The 15,332-nt window shown below is 60.0% G+C and carries 11 protein-coding genes; 6 read left to right on the plus strand and 5 right to left on the minus strand.

Features of this window, described 5'->3' with window-relative positions; translation table 11 throughout:
- Positions 1-14: 14 nt before the first annotated feature.
- The 4 genes from lysS to P6U16_RS15395 form a co-directional block, all read right to left on the minus strand.
- A complete protein-coding gene (gene lysS, locus P6U16_RS15380) occupies positions 15-1,508 on the minus strand; it encodes a lysine--tRNA ligase (RefSeq protein WP_277701276.1) in 1,494 nt (497 codons plus the stop codon).
- A 198-nt stretch (positions 1,509-1,706) separates the two neighbouring features.
- A complete protein-coding gene (gene gltX / locus P6U16_RS15385; protein ID WP_277701277.1) occupies positions 1,707-3,164 on the minus strand; it encodes a glutamate--tRNA ligase in 1,458 nt (485 codons plus the stop codon).
- Between the two features lie 439 nt (positions 3,165-3,603).
- Entirely contained in the window at positions 3,604-4,359 is a 756-nt protein-coding gene (locus P6U16_RS15390; RefSeq protein WP_277701278.1) for a TerC family protein, read from the minus strand.
- Between the two features lie 193 nt (positions 4,360-4,552).
- Positions 4,553-5,245, minus strand: coding sequence for a TetR/AcrR family transcriptional regulator (locus tag P6U16_RS15395; RefSeq protein WP_277701279.1), 693 nt, complete (start codon positions 5,243-5,245; stop codon positions 4,553-4,555).
- 129 nt (positions 5,246-5,374) lie between these two features.
- Between P6U16_RS15395 and P6U16_RS15400 the strand changes: the two genes are divergently transcribed.
- The 6 genes from P6U16_RS15400 to P6U16_RS15425 all read left to right on the plus strand — a co-directional run bounded on the left by P6U16_RS15400 (position 5,375) and on the right by P6U16_RS15425 (position 14,074).
- On the plus strand, positions 5,375-6,604 hold the full coding sequence (locus tag P6U16_RS15400) for an HlyD family secretion protein (RefSeq protein ID WP_277701280.1): 1,230 nt from the start codon (positions 5,375-5,377) through the stop codon (positions 6,602-6,604).
- Between the two features lie 36 nt (positions 6,605-6,640).
- On the plus strand, positions 6,641-8,242 hold the full coding sequence (locus P6U16_RS15405; RefSeq protein ID WP_277701281.1) for a DHA2 family efflux MFS transporter permease subunit: 1,602 nt from the start codon (positions 6,641-6,643) through the stop codon (positions 8,240-8,242).
- Between the two features lie 92 nt (positions 8,243-8,334).
- Positions 8,335-9,399, plus strand: a complete 1,065-nt coding sequence (locus P6U16_RS15410; RefSeq protein WP_277701282.1) for a LacI family DNA-binding transcriptional regulator — start codon at positions 8,335-8,337, stop codon at positions 9,397-9,399.
- A 22-nt stretch (positions 9,400-9,421) separates the two neighbouring features.
- The gene (gene xylB, locus P6U16_RS15415) at positions 9,422-10,873 is read left to right on the plus strand and encodes a xylulokinase (protein WP_277701283.1); all 1,452 of its coding nucleotides are present in this window, start codon (positions 9,422-9,424) and stop codon (positions 10,871-10,873) included.
- Positions 10,874-10,908: 35 nt separating this feature from the next.
- Positions 10,909-12,219, plus strand: coding sequence for a xylose isomerase (gene xylA, locus P6U16_RS15420; protein WP_277701284.1), 1,311 nt, complete (start codon positions 10,909-10,911; stop codon positions 12,217-12,219).
- Between the two features lie 343 nt (positions 12,220-12,562).
- Positions 12,563-14,074: a globin-coupled sensor protein gene (locus P6U16_RS15425; RefSeq protein WP_277701285.1), complete on the plus strand. Its 1,512-nt coding sequence runs from the start codon at positions 12,563-12,565 to the stop codon at positions 14,072-14,074.
- 63 nt (positions 14,075-14,137) lie between these two features.
- Here the strand turns inward: P6U16_RS15425 and P6U16_RS15430 are convergent, their stop codons facing one another.
- Positions 14,138-15,169, minus strand: a complete 1,032-nt coding sequence (locus P6U16_RS15430) for a LacI family DNA-binding transcriptional regulator (RefSeq protein ID WP_277701286.1) — start codon at positions 15,167-15,169, stop codon at positions 14,138-14,140.
- Between the last annotated feature and the right edge of the window lie 163 nt (positions 15,170-15,332).

Consider the following 15,332-nt stretch of genomic DNA (forward strand, 5'->3'; position numbering starts at 1 on the left):
AGCCTGAGCCTATTTCAATCGTTACGGTTGCGACGTGCCGGGAAAAGGATGATATCCCGGATTGACGGCGCATTGGTCAAAAGCATGATCAGGCGATCGACGCCGATGCCAAGACCGCCGGCGGGCGGCATGCCCTGGTCGATGGCGTCAAGGAATTCCTCGTCCAGTTGCTTGGCCTTTTCGCCGCGGGCATGCGCTTGCTCCAGCTGTTCGACCATGCGCTTGCGCTGTTCTTCCGGATCGTTCAGTTCCGAGAAGGCATTGCCGATTTCCCAGGCGTTGCAATAGGTCTCGAAACGTTCGACGAGGCGCGGCTCGCCCGGAACTTCCTTGGCAAACGGTGAGATATCCTTCGGGAAATGCGTGACATGGCTCGGCTGGATCAGCGTGCCCTCGACCTTTTCCTCGAAGATGAAGGCGAGGCACTCACCCCAGGTCGCATCCTTCTCGACTTCGAAACCGGCCGCCTTGGCGGCGTTGCGGGCTTCCTCGTCCGTCTTCATGGCGAGGAAATCGATGCCCGTCGCTTCCTTCACGGCATCGGGCATGGGCACGCGCTTGAACGGTCCCTTGAAGGAGATTTCCGTTTCGCCGAACAGGAATTCCGTGGTGCCGTGGATGTTCATCGCGAGCTTGGCAAACAGACGCTCGACGAGGTCCATGATGTCCTCGTAATCGGCATAGGCCCAGTAGCATTCCATCATGGTGAATTCAGGATTGTGCCGGGTCGAAACGCCTTCGTTGCGGAAGTTGCGGTTGATCTCGAACACCTTGTCGGTGAGGCCTGATACCAGCGTGCGCTTCAGGAACAACTCCGGCGCGATGCGCAGGAACATGTCGAGCTTCAGCGTGTTGTGATGCGTCTTGAAGGGCTCGGCAGTGGCACCGCCGTAAACCGAATGCAGCATCGGCGTCTCGACTTCCATGAAGCCGTCGTCTTCCATGAAGCGACGAATGCCCGAAACGATCTTCGAGCGCTGCTGGAAGCGGAGCTTCGAATCCTCGTTGGTCATGATGTCGAGATGGCGCTTGCGGTAGCGTTGCTCGACGTCGGACAGGCCGTGCCACTTTTCCGGCATCGGCAGCAGCGCCTTGGTCAGCATGGTGATCTCTTGCGCATTGATCGACAGCTCGCCGCGCTTGGTGCGTCGCACGATGCCCGTCACGCCGATAATGTCGCCGATATCGATCAGCGGCAGCAGGTCGCGCGCCTCTTCGGGCGTGGTGTCCTTGTGGGAAAAGATCTGGATCTTGCCCCCGGCGTCGTGGATGTCCATGAACATGCCGGAGTTGCGCGAGGAATAGACCCGGCCTGCAACGGTCACCGCATCTTCCGTCACGACATCAGCTTCGAGGTTCTCGTATTTCTTCGCCAGCTCCGCATTGGTGGTCGTCCGGTGGAAATGCGCCGGATAGACGTCGCCGATCTTTTCGCGCAGCAGCTTCAGTTTTTGCGCGCGCACTTCGGTGACATCGGAGGAAAGGGCGGTTTCGGTCTTGTCGGTCATGGGGTTCGCCTTTGATAGGGCCTGTGTTCTTATAAGGTCTGTGCGTGAGCGCGTCTTCCTCTTCTCCCCAGCGGGGAGAAGGTGGCCCACAGGGCCGGATGAGGGGAGCCGCTTGCTCCGCGGTTTGCCGTGCCACCCCTCATCGCCTCGCTTGCGCTAGGCACTTCTCCCCTATGGTGAGAAGAGGGAGCCCCGTCTTTACTTTCCGCTGCCCGCCATGCCTGCTGCAACGTGGGCTGCGAGCTTCAGGCGCTGGCGCACGACCGAGCGGCCGAGGATGGCCATACTGTCGAACAGCGGCAGCGAGCGCGACGAGCCGGACATGGCGACGAACAGCGGCGCGACGACGACCTTGAGCTTCTTGCCCATGCGGTCGGCAATGGCGCGCAATTCAGCCTCGATCGTCTCCACATTCCATTCGAGGATCTTTTCGAGGTCCGGCTGGACGGTGTTGAAGATTTCGACCAGTTCCTCCGGCGTCGATTTCACCTTGGCGAAGGCGGAGGCATCAAGGCCGAGATCCGACTTCAGCAGGAAGCCCGCGAGATCAGGCAGTTCGCCAAGCTTGGTGATGCGCGACTGCGAAAGCTTCAAGCCTTCTTTCAACCGGTCGTTGTTCATCGCCCAGGCGAGAACGCGTCCAGCGAATTCCTCTTCCGAGAGCTTCTCGCGAATCCAGCGGCCATTCAGCCAGTCGAGCTTCTGGACGTCGAAGATGGCGCCGGCCTTGGACAGATTTTCCGGGTCGAACTTTGCGGCCAGTTCGTCCATGCTCAAGAGCTCTTCGCCCTCAGCGATCTGGATGAAGAAGAGGCCGAGAAAGTTCATTAGCGCTTCCGGCAGATAACCCAGGGCCGTGTAGTAGGAGATCGATGTCGGGTTCTTGCGCTTCGACAGCTTCGACTTGTCATGATTGCGCATCAGCGACAGGTGCATGAACACCGGCGGCTCGAGGCCGAGATACTGGTAGATCAGGATGTGCTTCGGCACGGAAGACAGCCATTCCTCGCCGCGGGCCACATGGGTGATCTTCATCAGATGGTCGTCGACGACATTGGCCATGTGGTAGGTCGGCATGCCGTCGGCCTTGAGCAGCACCTGCATGTCGACGGCATCCCATGGAATATCGACATCGCCATAGACGCCGTCGGTAAACTTGCAGGATCCTTCGGTCGGGATCTTCATGCGCACGACGGTCGGTTCGCCAGCGCTCATGCGGGTCGTGACTTCCTCGGCCGAAAGCGTCAGGCAGCGACCATCATATTTGGGCGGCTTGCCGGCTGCGCGCTGCGCCTCGCGCATTTCCGCCAGCCGCTCGGGCGTGCAGAAACAGCGAAAGCCATGGCCGTTGGAAACGATCTTTTCGACGAAGGGAAGGTAAGTGTCCTTGCGGTCGCTCTGGCGATAGGGGCCGTAGGGGCCGCCGATATCAGGGCCTTCCGACCAGGTCAGGCCGCACCATTTCAGTGCGTCGAGCACCTTCTTTTCGAATTCCGGCGTCGAGCGGGTCGCGTCCGTGTCTTCGATGCGCAGGATGAACTCGCCGCCGTTCTTCTTGGCAAAGAGATAGTTGAACAGGGCGATATAGGCGGTGCCGACATGCGGCTCGCCGGTGGGGGAGGGGGCAATGCGTACCCGGACTGGTCTGTCTGTCATGATCTTGGCCCGTTTTGACGTGCTCTGAACCTTCGCGCCGAAAGGCTGTTTCCAGTGGCGTAGGGGCAGGCTTGAAGAGAAGGGAAAGCCCTGGAAGCAGCCGAAACGACCCGAAATTCCGGAATTTCCATTTGGCTCGCGTGAGACCATATTCAAAAGGGTGCGTCAAGGAAAACCGCGGACGGTCACCTTATGACCGACACAGGTTTTGCAAAACTTGGAACCTTGTATTGCCTCGTCCGTTTGGGTGGAGGGTGACGGACTGTGTCAACCGGACCTGAGGGAGATGGAGAACGCGGAGATTTTTCCGGTTTCTCTTCACGGCCAACGAAACGGCAGTCGAGCTTCCTACCCCTTCGGCCCGTTACCTCGCGGCGATATGGAAAGGCCCGGGACTGTAATCCCGGGCCTTTTCCTTGTTTATCGTCAAGCTGACCTGTCAGTGCTTGGGCGCTTTGTCGCGCTGGCGTTTGCGACGTGTCAGCATGTTCAGCACTTCGACCAGAGCCGAGAAGGCCATGGCGGCGTAGACGTAGCCCTTCGGAACATGGAAGCCCATGCCTTCGGCGATCAGCGTCGTGCCGATCATCAGAAGGAAGCCGAGCGCCAGCATGACGATGGTCGGGTTCTTTTCGATGAAGCGGGCGAGCGGGCCTGCGGCCACGAGCATCACGGTGACGGCAACGACAACCGCGACAACCATGATCGGCAGGTGCGGCGTCATGCCGACGGCGGTGATGATGCTGTCGACCGAGAAAACGAGGTCGAGCAGCAGAATCTGGCCGATGGCAGCCGCGAACGTAGTGGTCGCGGTCGAGGATTTGGCGATGAAATCCTCGTCGTGGTCTTCCGGATCGACGCTGTGGTGGATTTCCTTCGTCGCCTTCCAGACCAGGAACAGACCACCGGCAATCAGGATCATGTCCTTCCAGGAGAACTCGTTGCCCATGATCGTGAAGACCGGCGCCGTCAACTGCACGATCCAGGCGACCGTACCAAGCAGGCCAAGGCGCATCACAAGCGCAAGGCCGATGCCGATGCGGCGGGCCCGCTCGCGGCTTTCCGCCGGAAGCTTGTTGGTCAGGATCGAAATGAAGATCAGGTTGTCGATGCCCAGAACGACCTCCATGATGATCAGCGTGATCAACGCGATCCAGGCAGCGGGGTCTTGCATCAGAAGCAGAATATCCTGCATCGGGGTGGTTCCTTCCTCGATCAAGGTGCAGATATGGTGAACCCGCGCTGCCGGGATGGTGCGCGGTTAAAAGACAGTTCTCTATGTATGGCGAACAGGCGTCAAGGCAAGCGCGCAGTCGCGCTGAAGTGCTGTGCAATCCGATTAATTTTAGGCTTTTCCCTGAAATTTCAGGTCAGGCCGATATCCCGGCTCATTTCGGTCCATAGGTGGCGAGAAAAATACGCACGCCGGAGGAGACGGTTTTCTCGATATAGGCTGGCTCCGGTGGATCTTCCATCTCGCCGAAAAGGCGGCGCTTCAACAAGCCTGCCATGGAAATCTCGATGAATTGCCGGGCGGCAAGTTCCGTGTCTTCGATTTCGAGCCGTCCCTGCGCGACCTGCTTTTCGAGATAGGCCTTGAGAACCGTATAGCCATTCTCCGGTGTCGCAGCAAAGAAGCGCTTGGCCAGCTGCGGCATACGGTCGATCACGCCCACCACCATGCGCATGGCCCTGATCGTGTGGTCAGAAGTCATGTGGGTGGTCAACGTCGTGCCGAAATCAAAGAGCGCCTCGTCGATCGGCTCGTGCTCGTCGAGCGCGTGTTTGATATTGCGGATGACCCGGTTGCGTTCGCGCTCTATAAGCGCTGCAAAAAGGTCTTCCTTGCTCTGGAAATAGACGTAGATCGTGCCCTTCGAGACACCAGCTTCGCGCGTGATATCGTTCATGCTGGCAGCATCGAAGCCGACACTCATGAAGATGCGCTTGGCGCCGTCAATAATCTGCTCGCGCTTAGCCGGATCTTCGCCCGCGGCCCTGCGTCCCGGCAGGCAGCGATCGTCACCAGATGCGGCGCTTTCCGTTGGGGTCGTTTGTATATCGTCTTGTTCGGACGCCATCAATTTTCTCGTTGTGAACTTTTCGAACCGATCGGTTCGATTTCGCTTGATATGTGGGTAATTCCGCCCTATGTCAATCGAACTGAACGGTTCGGTTCGAATTTCTCATGTAAGGGCTGGTAGTGCAACATGTCAGTATCAAGCAATTCCAAGGTATCCCATGTTCGCCCCGTCGGTGAGGATTTTTCTCCTCCTGTTGACGAGAGCCTCGGGCACGAAGCCAAGAGTGGCGATGAACCGGCACAGGAGTTGAAACCTGCGACATCCGCCGAAAATGTCGCTGCGCCGAAGCCCGAGCCCAAGCGTCGCAAGATGATCCTGCCCGTGATGGCGCTGGCCGTCCTTATAGCTGGCGGATGGTACGGTTATGACTGGTGGACCACCGGCCGGTTCATGGTCTCCACCGATGATGCCTATATCGAAGGCGACATTGCTTCGATCTCGCCGAAGGTTTCGGGTTACATCGAAAAAGTCAACGTCGTTGCCAACCAGCATGTCAAGGCGGGCGATCCGCTGGTTACCCTCGACAAGGGTGACTATCGCATTGCGGCCGATCAGGCCCAGGCGCAGATCGATACGGAAAATCTGTCGCTGCAGCGGTTCGATGCCCAGATCGCCGGTGCAAAGGCCAGCCTGCAGCAGGCTCAGGCCCAGAAAACCGCCCTTGAAGCGGCCGTGCGCGGCGCCGAAACCACGCAGAAGCGGGCCAGCGACCTCCAGTCCAAGGCTGTCGGCACGGTCGCTTCGCTCGACAGCGCACAGGTGGCGCTTGATCAGGCGAAGGCAAACCTCATCGGCGGCGACGCCAATATCGCCGTCGCCAGCGCCAATATTGCCGTTCTGGAAGCGCAGCGCGCGGAAGCGGAAAGCACGGTCCGGTCACTGGAACTTGCCCGCGACAAGGCGCAGCGTGATCTCGGCTTCACCGTGTTGCGTGCGCCCTATGACGGCATTGTCGGCAATCTCGCTGTGCAGGATGGTGATCTCGTCTCTGCCGGTCAGCGGCTGGCCGCGCTTGTGCCAGTCGATCAGCTCTACATCGATGCCAATTTCAAGGAAACCCAGATCGCCGATCTGATCCCGGGTTCCAAGGTCAAGATCCATGTCGATGCGTTCGATGACGAGCCGATCGAAGGCACTGTCGCGTCGATCGCGCCGGCTTCCGGTTCTGTTTTCTCGCTGCTGCCCGCTGAAAACGCCACGGGCAACTTCACCAAGGTGATCCAGCGCGTTCCGGTTCGTATTGCCCTGCCGAAGGATGTGCTGGACAGCGGCCGCTTGCGCGCCGGTCTTAGCGTCGTCGTCGATGTCGATACGCGCACGGCGCCGGGACAGAACATCGCGGCAGTGAGCAAGTAGCACCAACCGGCATCGGTCGGAACGGAGTCGGAAATCATGTCTGCTACCACCACTGCCGGCGCGGTTGCTCGCCCGGCCGCTCCTGCCGCTGCCGCAGCGGAAACGATGGATTCGAGACGCCTGATCGCCTTCTTCGCGATGGTCTTCGGCATGTTCATGTCGATCCTCGACATTCAGATCGTCTCGGCATCCCTTGCCGAAATCCAGGCTGGCCTCAGTGCCGGCTCCGATGAAATCGGCTGGGTCCAGACATCCTACCTGATCGCCGAAGTGATCATGATCCCGCTGTCGGGCACGCTCGCCCGCATCGTATCCACCCGCGTTCTGTTTGCTTTCTCTGCTGCTGGCTTCACCATCGCCAGCGCGCTTGCCGCCACCGCCACGAACATCGACCAGATGATCGTCTATCGCGCCCTGCAGGGCTTCATCGGCGGCGGCATGATCCCGTCCGTCTTTGCCGCCGCCTTCACCATCTTCCCACCCTCCAAGCGCGCCATCGTCTCGCCGATCATCGGGCTGGTGGCGACGCTTGCTCCGACCATCGGCCCGACGGTCGGCGGTTATCTGAGCCATGCGTTTTCCTGGCACTGGCTGTTCCTGGTCAACATTGTTCCAGGCATCATCGTCACTGTTGTCACCTGGAATTTCATCGACTTCGACAAGCCGGAATTGAGCCTCTTCAAGAAATTCGACTGGACCGGCCTTGCGGCCATGGCGGTCTTCCTCGGCGCGCTGGAATATGTGCTCGAAGAGGGCAATGCCAATGACTGGTTCAACGACAGCCACATCGTCATCGGCGCCGTCGCGTCCGCCACGGCTGCCGCCATCTTCTTTTACCGGGTTTTCTCCGTCAGTTTCCCGGTCGTGGATCTCAGGGCCTTTGCCAACCGGAACTTTGCCATCGGCTCTCTGTTCTCGTTCATCATGGGCATCGGTCTCTACGGGCTCACCTATCTCTACCCACTCTATCTCGGGCGCATCCGGGGCTATGATTCTCTGATGATCGGCGAGACCATGTTCGTCTCCGGCCTTGCCATGTTCCTCACCGCACCGGTCGCCGGCATCCTGTCGAGCAAGCTCGATCCGCGCGTCATGATGATGATCGGCTTCGGCAGCTTCGCCGCCGGCACCTGGCTGATGACCGGGCTGACCGCCGACTGGGATTTCTACGAACTGCTGATCCCGCAAATCCTGCGCGGCGTCGGCCTGATGCTCTGCATGGTGCCGATCAACAATGTCGCACTCGGCACGCTGTCGCCGGATCGCGTGCGCTCGGCCTCGGGCGTCTTCAACCTGACGCGAAATCTGGGTGGCGCCGTTGGCCTTGCGATGATCAACACGATACTGACGCAGCGCCAGGAAGAGCATTATGCCCGTCTGTCCGAACATGTGCATTGGGGCAATCCGGCAGCCGTCGATCAGTTGCGCGACATGGCTGCCAACTATTCGTCGCACGGGCTGGACGGAGCGACGATCGCCATCCAGAAGATGTCCGGTCTGGTGCAGCAGCAGGCCACGATCCTTTCCTTTGCCGACGTGTTCTTCATCCTGACCGTCCTTTTCGGTGCGCTTGTCACGCTTGCCTTCCTGATCAAGAAACCGCAGGCCCTGCCAAGCGGGAGCGGCGGCGGCCACTGACCAAACGGGCGGCACGAGCGTGCCGCCACGCTTTGCAAATTTCTGATTTACGTACATCAAAAAATCCTCTAAGGGTTCTTTCCGGAGGAAACATGCGTCCCACAGTTCATGACATTGCTGCCAGTGCAGGGGTGAGCCTTGCCACGGTCGATCGGGTTTTGAACCGTCGTCCGGGCGTACGCGCTGTGACGCGTGAAAAGGTTGAAGCGGCGATCGAGACGCTGGGCTATGTCCGTGATATGGCGGCTGCCAATCTCGCCAAGAGCCGTGTCTATCCGCTCGTTTTCATCATTCCAACCGGGGACAATCCCTTCATGCGCGGCCTGGAGGCCGAAATTGCCGTCGCCGGTCTCCGATCGCCCGTCGATCGCACGCGGCTCTCCGTGCTGACCGTGCCGGCCTTTGATTCAGCTGCGCTGGTCGAGGCAATTGACCGGGCGGTGTCGGACGTTCCTGCGGGCCTTGCCGTCGTCGCCGTGGACGCGCCGGAGGTGGCCGCAGCCATTGCTCGTGCCCGTTCGGCAGGCGTGCCTGTCGTGACGCTCGTCTCTGATCTTGCCGCATCGGGACGCGATCATTTCGTCGGTATCGACAATATTGCAGCGGGCCGGACGGCAGGGAGCCTGATGGGGCGATTTCTGGGCGGACGGCCCGGCCCGGTGGCGGTGCTGGCCGGCTCCATGCTGGTGCGCGACCATCGCGAGCGCTTGCAGGGCTTTACTGCCGCCTTGAGCCAGGATTTCGAGCCCCGGGTGATCCTCGATGTGCTGGAAGGCCAGGACGACCCGATGCTGGCCGAGGAACTGGTCGCCATCTGTTGCAAGGCCCATTCGGACCTCGCCGGGATTTACAGTCTGGGCGCCGGCAACAGCGGTCTGGTCACGGCGATTTCCGCGCAGGGGCGGCCAATCCGCGTCATCGCCCATGAGCTGACGTCGCATACGCGGTCGGCGCTCAAGGCTGGCTTGATCGATGCCGTGCTGCACCAGGATGCCGGCCATGAAGTGCGCAGCGCGATCCGCGTGCTGAAGGCAAAAGCGGATGGTGTCGCGGTGATCGAGGCGCAGGAGCGCATCCGCATCGACATATTCCTGAAAGATAACCTGCCGCTTGAGCAGGCTGGCGATGTGCGCGAGCCGATCGGGCGGGACGACTAAAAACAGATAAGGGAGAATGTGAATGTATCTCGGTCTCGATCTGGGAACATCGGGCGTCAAGGCGATTCTGATCGACGCCAACCAGGCGATCATCGGTTCGGGCACCGGTTCGCTTGATGTGTCACGGCCCCATCCGGGCTGGTCCGAGCAGGACCCGGCGCATTGGATCCGTGCCACGGAAGAGGCGATCGCCGCCTTGAAGGCCACGCATCCCGCCGAGCTTGCCGCCGTTCGCGGCATCGGCCTGTCCGGCCATATGCACGGGGCGACGCTGATCGATGCTGCGGATCAGGTCCTGCGACCCTGCATCCTCTGGAACGACACGCGCAGCCATGCGGAAGCGGCAAAACTCGATGCCGATCCGCAGTTTCGCGCTATCACCGGCAATATCGTTTTCCCCGGCTTCACCGCGCCAAAACTGGCCTGGGTGAAGAACAACGAGCCGGAGATTTTTGCCAAGGTCGATTGCGTGCTGCTGCCGAAGGATTACCTGCGGCTCTGGCTGACCGGCGAGCGGATTTCGGAAATGTCGGATTCGGCCGGCACCTCTTGGCTCGACACCGGCAAGCGCGCCTGGTCGGAAAGCCTGCTTGCCGCGACCGGGTTGACTGAAAACCAGATGCCGTCGCTGGTCGAGGGCACGGATGCCTCCGGCACGCTGAAGAGCGAACTGGCATCGAAATGGGGCATGGGCTCCGATGTGGTCATTGCCGGTGGTGCGGGCGACAATGCGGCCTCGGCCTGCGGCATGGGGACTGTCGGCGAGGGGCATGCCTTCGTCTCGCTTGGCACATCCGGCGTCCTGTTTGCAGCCAACGCCTCCTATTTGCCCAATCCCGAAAGCGCCGTGCATGCCTTCTGTCATGCGCTGCCGAACACCTGGCACCAGATGGGCGTCATCCTGTCGGCGACCGATGCCCTGAACTGGCATGCCGGCGTGACCGCAAAGAGTGCTACCGACCTGACGAAGGAACTGGGCGACACCCTCAAGGCCCCCTCGGGCGTGACCTTCCTGCCCTATCTCTCCGGCGAGCGCACGCCGCACAATGATGCAGCGATCCGCGGCGCCTTTGTCGGCCTTGGCCATGAAAGCAGCCGTGTTGTGCTGACGCAGGCGGTCCTGGAGGGCGTCTCGTTCGCACTGCGCGACAGTCTCGAAGCGCTGAAGGCCGCTGGTACCAGCCTTTCGCGCGTCACGGCCATCGGCGGCGGTTCGCGTTCGCGCTACTGGCTGAAATCGATCGCCACGGCACTCGACCTGCCGGTCGATCTGCCGGCAGACGGTGATTTCGGGGCCGCCTTCGGCGCCGCCCGCCTCGGCCTGATCGCCGCCACCGGCGCCGATCCCGTCGCCACCTGCTCTGCGCCGAAGACCGACGAGACTATTTCCCCGGATGCTGCGCTCAAGGGCGCATACGAGGATGCCTATCAGCGTTATCGCAAGCTTTATCCAGCGCTGAAAGGCGCTTTCTAAAACCTTTCCCTACTTGAAACATGAGGAGACATCCAATGAGCACCGGTTTTTTTGGCGACATCGGCGATATCAAGTACGAAGGCCCTGACAGCACCAATCCGCTGGCCTTCCGTCATTACAATCCCGACGAGATCGTCATGGGCAAGCGCATGGAAGACCAGTTGCGCTTTGCCGTCGCCTATTGGCACACGTTTACCTGGCCGGGCGGCGATCCCTTTGGTGGCCAGACCTTCCTGCGCCCCTGGTTCGAAGACACGATGGCGGCTGCCAAGCTGAAGGCCGACGTGGCGTTCGAACTGTTTACCAAGCTCGGCGTGCCGTTCTACTGCTTCCATGACGCCGACGTTCGCCCGGAAGGCAAGAATTTCGCCGAGAACACAAGGAATCTCAACGAGATCGTCGATTACTTCGCCAAGAAGCAGCAGGAGACCGGCGTCAAGCTGCTCTGGGGTACGGCCAACCTGTTCTCCAACCGCCGCTTCATGTCGGGTGCGGCCACCAATCCGGATCCGGACGTCTTTGCCTTTGCCGCAGCAACCGTGAAGACCTGCATGGATGCAACGCTGAAGCTCGGCGGCGACAACTATGTTCTGTGGGGTGGCCGCGAAGGCTATGAGACCCTGCTCAACACCGATCTTAAGAAGGAACTCGACCAACTCGGCCGCTTCGTCAACATGGTCGTCGAATACAAGCACAAGATCGGCTTCAAGGGCGCGATCCTAATCGAGCCGAAGCCACAGGAGCCGACCAAGCACCAGTACGACTACGACGTCGCCACAGTCTACGGCTTCCTCAAGACTTACGGTCTCGAGAACGAGGTCAAGGTCAATATCGAGCAGGGTCACGCGATCCTTGCCGGCCATTCCTTCGAGCATGAGCTGGCGCTCGCCAATGCCTATGGCATCTTCGGGTCGATCGACATGAACCGCAATGACTACCAGTCCGGCTGGGACACCGACCAGTTCCCGAACAACGTTCCGGAAATGGCGTTGGCCTATTACCAGGTTCTGGCAGGCGGCGGCTTCAAGACCGGCGGCACCAACTTCGATTCGAAGCTGCGCCGGCAATCGCTCGATGCCGAAGACCTGCTGATCGGCCATATCGGAGGCATGGATTGCTGCGCCCGTGGTCTGCGTGCGGCAGCCAAGATGATCGAGGACAAGGCGCTGTCCGGACCGCTCGATGCCCGCTATGCCGGTTGGAATTCCGCTGAAGCGCAGAAGATGCTGAAGGGCGAATACACGCTCGAGGACATCGCGGCGCAGGTCGAAAAATCCGACCTCAATCCGCAGCCGAAATCCGGCAAGCAGGAACTCCTGGAAAACGTCGTCAACCGCTACGTCTAATTGGTGCAGGGGCAGCCGATACGGAAAAGAAGGGGGAGCAGATCCCCCTTTGAGAGTTTGAAATTTCTTTCCAAGATGCGATTTCATCAAGAAATTACTGGCAAAATTGAGGGTTTTTGCGGGCACCCATTGCGTTGAAAAAAATGCCAAGCTTTTGATATAAATCAATGCCGGGTTGCAAATTTTATGCTCGTTCCAAGTCATTGATCTAAAAACGCAATTCGAAACCTTATCATTAGATTAAGCATTTCTGCTTAATCTGACCTAACGCGTCTTCCCTCTGCCGGCATGAAGCCGATCCCCGCAGTTCGCATGTTGATCACCTCTCCATAGGACGAACGACATGACCGGAATCGATTCCACGACCAAAGCGCTAAACGAACGCCTCGATTTCGTTGGCCTCGGAGTGCCGGAAAGACAGGCGCTGGCTCAGGCCAAGCCCGTCATTTCCGCTTCGCTTGATGGCGCGCTCGACAAGTTCTACGCAAAGGCGAAAGCCGCCCCGGAAACGGCCAAATTTTTCAACAGCGAAGATCACATCAAGAGCGCCAAGGCCCGTCAGGCGCGGCACTGGGATGTTATCGCTTCCGGCAATTTCGACGGCGAGTATGTGAAGGCTGTCACCACGATCGGCAACACCCATGCCCGGCTCGGCCTTGCACCGCGCTGGTACATCGGCGGCTACGCTATCATCCTTGAATCGATCATCGAGGCAGTGGTTTCGTCGCATCTCAAGGGCATGCTTTCGAAGAAAAAGGCGCAGCCTATCACGCGGGACGTCTCGGCGGTCGTAAAGGCGGCACTCGTCGACATGGACTATGCCATCACCGTCTATCTCGATGCGTTGCAGATCGAGCGCGAAAAGTCCGAGGTTGCGCGGCGTGAACAGGGCGAACAGCAGGAGCAGGCGCTTTCCGCACTCGACGCTTCGCTGCAGAGGCTTGCCGGCGGCGATCTGACGGCCACCATCACGCAGCCCCTTGCGCCGCAGTTCAACGACCTGAAATCCAATTTCAACAGCGCCATTGCAAAGCTCGATGAAGCTTTCGGTTCCATCGTCGTGTCAGCTGACGAGACGACCTCCAACTCCGGTGAGCTGGTGACTGCCACTGATGATATGGCTCGCCGCACCGAACAGCAGGCGGCATCGCTGGAGGAGACATTCGCCGCGCTGGAGGAAATCACTACGATTTCGAAGGAATCGGCCAGCCGCACCCAGGAGGCGCAGCGCGTCGTGACGGTGGCGACCAGTGAAGCGAAAAAGTCAGGCGAGATCGTCGAACAGGCGGTCTCGGCGATGGGTGCGATCGAGGAATCCTCGCGCAAGATCACGCAGATCATCAGCGTCATCGACCAGATCTCCTTCCAGACCAACCTTCTTGCCCTCAACGCAGGGGTCGAGGCGGCTCGCGCCGGCGATGCCGGAAAGGGCTTTGCCGTCGTGGCGCAGGAAGTTCGTGAACTGGCCCAGAAATCGGCAGCTGCTGCCAAGGAAATCAAGGAACTGATCGATAAGTCCTTCGAGGATGTGCTGCTCGGTGTCTCACTGGTCAACAAAACAGGCGAAGCGCTGCGCCATATCGGTCAGCAGGTGGTGGATATCAACAGCCATATCGACGCCATCGCCGGATCCGCCCGGGAGCAGTCGATCGGTATTGCCGAAATCAACACGGCCGTCAGCAGCATGGATCAGATGACGCAGCAGAACGCCGCCATGGTCGAAGAGACCAATGCGGCAACGCACAGCCTCATGCGCACCAGCATGTCCCTCAAGTCGCTGATCGATCAGTTCAAGGTATCGACGGCCCGTTCCGCCGGATCTCGCGAGCCGGTCCGAAACCAGCGCTACGGCTGAAGCCGCTCAAGGTTTCTTGCATGCAACTGACTGATGAAATCGAACGCTGATGGTTATGAACCGTCAGCGTTTCGTCCATTGTCTCGAGGGTGCCGAGACCGAATTCCGCACGATCAGATCCGGCCGCAGGAGGATTTCGGTTTCTGCCGGTTGGCCGTTCGACAGGAGTTCCAGCAGCAAGGCCATGGCGTGCTTGCCGATCAGCGTCCGTGGCTGACGGATCGTCGTGAGCGCCGGCGACATGAAGACGGCCTGTGGCACGTCATCAAAGCCGGTCACCGAAAAATCCTGCGGAATATTGTAGCCCCGCGCCGTCAGGCCGAGCATCACGCCGATGGCGGTCTGGTCGTTGACGCACATGAAGGCCGTCGGCAGGGTGTCGCGCATGAACAATTGCTCGACCGCGAGCCGCCCGCTCTCAATCGTGCCGTCGCCTTCGAGCACGATGCGCAGATCCTGCGGCACGCCGGCTGCGTCCAGTCCGGCCTCGTAGCCCGTGCGTCGGCGGCTATAGGCAAGCCGGGTGCGGCTGTCGCCGATGAAGGCGATCTTGCGATGCCCTTCCGCCAGAAGCAGATCGATCGCCTTGCGCGCGCCCTCGATGTCATCGACGCCGACATAAGGAATACCGCCGTTGAAGACAGGCTCGAAGACGCCGACGCTCGGCGGCAGCCGGGCCGTCATGGTCTGGTGGCCGAAGGGCAGGATCCCGGTGAACAGGATCAATCCGGCCGCCTGGTTTGAATTGAGAAATTTCAGATATTCCAGCCCGCGCTGGGCATCATTCTGCGTGTGGCCGATCAGGATTCCGTAGCCATGGGCGCGCGCCTCGTTTTCAAGGCCGACGAGTATGTTGGAGAAATTCGGATCGCCGATATCAGGGGCCACGACGAGGATCATGTTCGAGCGGCCAAGCCGCAGGCTGCGCGCCATGGCATTGGTCGTATAGCCGGTGATCGCGATCGCCTGGTTGACCTTCAGCCGCGTCGAATTGGCGACTTTCTCGGGCATGTGGATGGCGCGCGAAACCGTCGCGATCGAGACTTCCGCGATCCTGGCGACGTCTTCGATGGTTGCCGGTGTGGAATTCGACACTGCGCTCTGCCTTGGTTTCGGTCTCGGCGGGACACTACACAGACTTGCACGGAGATCAAACGTTCCGTTGCGAAATTCTATGTTATGCCACGATGTAAACCTTTACATGACCTATGTAAAGGTTTACACAGCAGTCCAAGCGGATGGGAGCCGCAGGGAGGGA

It is taken from the genome of Rhizobium sp. 32-5/1 (assembly GCF_029537235.1).
Classification (GTDB): Bacteria; Pseudomonadota; Alphaproteobacteria; order Rhizobiales; family Rhizobiaceae; genus Pararhizobium.